At 76.7% G+C, this 5,097-nt stretch carries 5 protein-coding genes; 3 read left to right on the top strand and 2 right to left on the bottom strand.

Going from position 1 to position 5,097, the window contains the following annotated elements; all coding sequences use genetic code 11:
- The 3 genes from ACR807_RS40995 to ACR807_RS40985 all read left to right on the top strand — a co-directional run.
- The coding region (locus ACR807_RS40995; RefSeq protein ID WP_438926947.1) for a methyltransferase at nucleotides 1-1,530 on the top strand (1,530 nt) is incomplete at its 5' end.
- 143 nt (nucleotides 1,531-1,673) lie between these two features.
- Nucleotides 1,674-2,789 (top strand): sugar efflux transporter, encoded by a 1,116-nt coding sequence (locus ACR807_RS40990; RefSeq protein ID WP_438926946.1) that lies wholly within the window; start codon nucleotides 1,674-1,676, stop codon nucleotides 2,787-2,789.
- A 106-nt stretch (nucleotides 2,790-2,895) separates the two neighbouring features.
- The gene (locus ACR807_RS40985; protein WP_438926945.1) at nucleotides 2,896-3,564 is read left to right on the top strand and encodes a hypothetical protein; all 669 of its coding nucleotides are present in this window, start codon (nucleotides 2,896-2,898) and stop codon (nucleotides 3,562-3,564) included.
- On the opposite strand, the gene ACR807_RS40980 is transcribed toward ACR807_RS40985, so the two are convergent.
- On the bottom strand, nucleotides 3,497-4,366 hold the full coding sequence (locus ACR807_RS40980) for an ECF transporter S component (protein ID WP_438926944.1): 870 nt from the start codon (nucleotides 4,364-4,366) through the stop codon (nucleotides 3,497-3,499). The genes ACR807_RS40985 and ACR807_RS40980 overlap by 68 nt on opposite strands.
- A partial coding sequence (locus ACR807_RS40975) for an ATP-binding cassette domain-containing protein (protein WP_438926943.1) occupies nucleotides 4,363-5,097 on the bottom strand: 735 nt, incomplete at its 5' end. The genes ACR807_RS40975 and ACR807_RS40980, both read right to left, overlap by 4 nt.

Here is a 5,097-nt window from a genome sequence, read left to right as displayed (position 1 = left end):
GTGGGAGGACGGGACATGCCCGTGACGGTCACCGGTGCGCGGCGGGTGCTGGCCGAGGCGGTGCGGTTCGCCCGGGACACCGGCACGGCGGGGGCGCTGGCCCGCGTGCCGGGCGTCCCGGCCGACCTGGCGCGCCACCTGGAGTTCACCCACGTCGCCCTGGCGGTCGCCGCCGACGACGCGCGGGACGTCGTCGACGCGCTCACCGGGCTGGGCGTCCCGGTGCACGACCCCGGCGACGGGCACGTGGTGCGCGGCCGGGTCGACGGGTGCCCGCGCGAGGTGGAGGTGACCGTCGTGCGCGACGGCGCGCACGACGGCGGGCACCGCCTGGTCTTCACCGCCGGCACCGACGACGAGGTGCTGCTGCGCGGCGTGCGCGCGACGCTGCTCGACGCCGGGCTGCGACCCGACGGCGGCGACCACGACGAGCGGGCGACGTCCCTGCGCTTCCGCGGCCCGACCGCGCTGGAGCTGCGGCTGCCCGGCCCGCGCCCCGCGCTGCTCGCGCTGCACACCGGTCCGCCCGACCGGGCCCGGCGCGCCGTGCTCGACCTGGTGACCGGCGCCTGGCGCACCCGCGCGGTGGCGGTGGCGGCCGAGCTGGGCGTGGCCGACCTGCTCGCGGACGGGCCCCGCACGACCGCCGACCTCGCCGCGCGCACCGAGGTCGTGGAGGACCGGCTGCGCCGCCTGCTGGCGTTCCTGGCCGAGCTGGGCGTGTTCCACCGCGAGGGCGAGCGGTGGTCGCTGACCGACGTCGGCGCGATGCTGCGCGCCGACGCGGAGGGGTCCCAGCGCGACCTGGCCCGCGTCTACGGCGGGCTGTTCTACCGCTCCTTCGGCGCGCTGGAGCACGCCGTGCGCACCGGCGGCAGCGCGTTCGAGCACGTCCACGGCGCGCGGCCGTTCGAGCACTACGCCGCGAACCCGGCCGACGCCCGCCTGTTCGAGGGCCTGATGGCGGCGGGCACCAGCTTCCTGGACCTGGTGCCCGGCCTGCTGGACCTGCCCGCGCGCGGCACCGCGGTCGACGTCGGCGGCGGCGACGGCCGGCTGCTGGCCGCCGTGCTCGGCGCCGCGCCCGGCCTGCGCGGCGTGCTGTTCGACCGGCCGCACGTCACCGGCGCGGCGCGCCGGGTGCTCGACGGGCGCGGGTGCGGCGACCGGGCCGAGGTCGTCGCGGGCGACTTCTTCCGCGACCCGGTGCCCGCCGGGGCCGACCTGTACCTGCTGTCGCGGATCATGCAGGACTGGGCCGACGAGCGCTGCTCGCTCATCCTGCGCAACGTCCGCGCGGCCATGACCGGCGACTCGCTGCTGGCCATGGTGGAGCGCCCGATCCGGGAGGACCGGCCCTCGCCGCTGCCCCGGGCGTTCGACGTGCACATGATGGCCAACACCGCCGAGGGCCGGGAGCGCACGACGGGGGAGTACCGGGACCTGCTGGCCGCCAACGGCCTCACCCTCGTGGACGTGCGCGACCTGCCGCTCGACATGGCCGTCCTGCTGGTGCGCGCCACCGGCTGACCCCGCCGTGTGACCGCTCTCACCGGCCACGGGGGGCAAATCGGTTTTGTCCCCGCGCGACCGGCGGCGAGGATCGGCGGGTGGCTGTTGTGAGAGAACCTCGTGTCCCTCCGGCTTCCCGGCCATTCGTCCCGCTGGTCTCGGTGAGCCTGCTGGTCGGCATCGGCTACGCGCTGGTCTCGCCGTTCATGGCGCTGTTCCTGGTCAAGGAACTGCACGCCGGCCCGGTCGCGGTCGGCGCGTTCCTGCTGGTCGGGGCGCTGGTGTCGCTCGTGGTCAGCACCCTGGTCGGGCGGTTGTCCGACACCCGTGACATCCGGCGGGCGGTGATGCTCGTGGCCACCGCGTGCGGCGCGGCGGCGTGGGCGCTGCACGCCGTGCTGCGCGACTACTGGCTGCTGCTGGCGGTGTCGGTGACGCTGTCCGCCCTCGCGTCGACCTTCATCCCCCAGATGTTCGCCTACGCCCGCCAACTGGTCGACCGGTCGCGGTCCACCAAGGGCGCGTTCGCGATCAGCGGCCTGCGCACCACCCAGTCGATCGCGTGGGTCGGCGGCCCGCCGCTGGGCGCGCTGCTGATGACCGCCGTCGGGTTCACCGGCCTGTTCGCCGCCACCGCCGCCGTGTACCTGCTCGCCGCCGTCGCCGTCCTGCTCTGGCTGCCGCGCCTGGGCCCGGCGCCGGCGGCCGGCGCGGACGCCGTCGACCACCGGCCCGGGGGGCGCACCGGGTTCGTGCTCCCCTCCGCGGCGTTCGTGCTGCTCCAGGGCGCGACGGCGGTCGGCGTGGCGGCGATGCCGCTGTTCGTCACCGAGGACCTCGGCGGCACGGCCGGTGACGCGGGACTGGTGCTGGGCCTGTGCGCGGCGCTGGAGATCCCGCTGATGCTCGGCTTCGGCGCGCTCGCCACCCGGTTCGACCACCGGGTGCTGGTGCTCGCGGGCGGCGCGCTCGCCCTGGCCTACTACTCGGTCGTGCTCCTCGCCCAGGCGACCTGGCAGGTGATGGCCGCGCAGGCGCTGCACGCCGTCGTCATCGCGGCGGTCATGGGCGTGGGCATCTCCTACTTCCAGGACCTCGCGCCCGACCGCCCCGGCTACGCCACCACCCTCTACACCAACACCGCGAAGATCAGCGCCATGACCTCCGGCCCGCTGCTCGGCGTGGCCCAGCACTTCGGCTACCGCACCGCCTACGGCATCGGCCTGGTGATGTCCGTGCTCGGGCTCGCGCTGCTGCTGGCCGACCGGCGGCGCTGATGCGGACCGAACTCGCGGGTTGCGCTGATCGAGCGGTCCTCCGCGAAAATCGGGTCACGACCTCCCCCGCGGTTGCTACACCTGTGCTCCGGGGGAGGAGGTCACCGTGGCCAAGGGTTTCTACACCGACGACCGGGGCCGGGTGCGCCCGGTCTCCGGCGGCGGGGGCAAGGGCGGGCTGCTGCTGGCCGGCCTTGTCGCGCTCAGCGCCGTCGGGTACGGCGGCGCGGTCGGGCTGAGCGCGGGCCCCGGCGGGGAGTCCGGCGCGGGTGGCTCCGGGTTGAGCCTCGCCGCGCGCAAGGCCGAGGGCGCCGACCTGGCCCGCCGGGGCGACGCCGAGGGGGCCTGGCTGCGCATGGGGTTGCGGGCGCACGCGCGGAGCGCCCGGGAGGGCGCGGACTGCGTCGCGGCCTCGTTCGGCGGCGTGCGGGAGTTCCTCGAACGCACCGGGTGCGCCTCGATGGACCGCGTGCTGTTCACCGTCGGCGACGACGCGGGCAACGCGATGGTCGTCTCGGTCGCCTGGGTGGAGTTCGGTTCGCGCGCCGACGCGCGGGAGTTCCAGGCGCTGATGGACGAGCCGGGCTCCGGCGACATCAGCCCGCTGCCGGGCGCGGTGCTCGGCCTGGGCGACGTGGCGTTCAGCGGCGAGCACTACGGGGCCGGGCGCGAGCGCGCCACGGTCACCGTGGCCGAGGCGGAGCGGGTCAGCGGGTTCGTCTCGCCGGAGGTGCTGGACGCGGTGGCGGAGGTGGCGGCGCTGCTGCCCCGGTGACGGCGCCGGGCGGCACCGGGTCCACGAACACCGGGTCGGCGAACGACGCCCGGCGCGCGGCGCGGCGCAGCGTGCGCAGCAGCACCGGGCCGGTGACCAGCACCAGGACCGTGGTCGTGATCGCCCGGCCGACGTCCCAGCCCAGCGACGTGGCCAGGCTGAACAGCACCAGCCGCACCAGGTTGTCCACCAGCGGGCCGCCCGGCTGGTAAGACAGCGAGGTGCTCGCCGCACCCAGCGCGAACGGCCAGAACGACAGGTTGAGCAGCAGCCCGTACACCAGCGACGCGACCGCGCTGTACGCGGCGAGCAGCACCAGTTCCGCCCGCCCGCGCCACCTCGGCAGCAGGCCCGCGCCCAGCGCCACCCACGCCGCGCCGAGCATCTGGTAGGGCAGCCACGGCCCCACGCCGCCGGTCAGCAGCGCCGAGGCGAACAGCATCGTGCTGCCCAGCACGAACCCGAACCCCGGGCCGAACACCCGCCCGCCCAGCACGAGCAGGAAGAACACCGCCTCGATGCCCGCCGTGCCCGCGCCCAGCGGCCGGATCGCCGCGCCGAGCGCCGACAGCACGCCCAGCACCGCCACGGCCTTGGCGTCCATCCCGCCCTCGCTCAGCTCGGCCAGCACCACGGCCAGCACGAGCGGCAGCAGCAGCGCGAACACCCACGGCGCGCCGACGCCGCGCGCGAGGCCCGCGTCGGCGGAGACCAGCAGCGGCCAGCCGAACGCCACCACGCTGATCGCGGCGGCCACGGCGAGGGCGACGGTGGCGCGCGGTCGCACGCGCAGGGCGTTCACCGGGCGCCCAGCGCGTCGGCGACGTCCGCGACGGTCAACCACGGCCGGGGCGCGAGCACCTTCGCCACCTGCGGGGAGAACACCGGCGAGGCGGTCACCACCTCGGCGGTCGGGCCGTCCGCGACGACCTCGCCGTCGGCCAGCACCACCACCCGCGTGGCGTACTCGGCGACGAACTCGACGTCGTGCGTGGCCAGCACGACCGCGTGCCCCGCGTCGGCCAGGTCGCGCAGCGCCCGCGCCAGCCGGGTCTTCGCCGGGTAGTCCAGGCCCCGCGTCGGCTCGTCGAGCAGCACGGCCCGGGGTCGCGGCGCGAGCGCGACGGCCAGCACGAGCGCCAGCCGCTGCCCCTCGGACAGGTCGCGCGGGTGCCGGTCGTCGGGGACGCCCGGCGCGAGCCGGTCCAGCAGCTCCCGGCACGTGCCCGGGGGCCGCCCCGACTCGCGGTCGGCCTGCTCGCACTCGCCGCGCACCGCGTGGAGGTACAGCAGGTCGGCGGGCTGCTGCGGCACGAGGCCGACCGCGGCCCGGCGGGGTCCGGGCTTGAGCGCGGCCGGGTCGACGCCGTCCACCGCGACCTCGCCGCCGGAGCGCTTCCCGGTGCCCTGCACGGCCCACAGCAGGCTCGACTTGCCCGACCCGTTGCGGCCCATGACCGCCACCCGCTCGCCCTCGCGGACGGTCAGCGACACCCCGCGCAGCGCCTCCACGCCGGGGTGGCGCACCCGCAC

The organism is Saccharothrix sabaoui, from assembly GCF_051756985.1.
Classification (GTDB): Bacteria; Actinomycetota; Actinomycetes; order Mycobacteriales; family Pseudonocardiaceae; genus Actinosynnema.
Note: the sequence above shows the minus strand (reverse complement) of the source record. Positions and strands in the feature narration are given on the sequence as shown.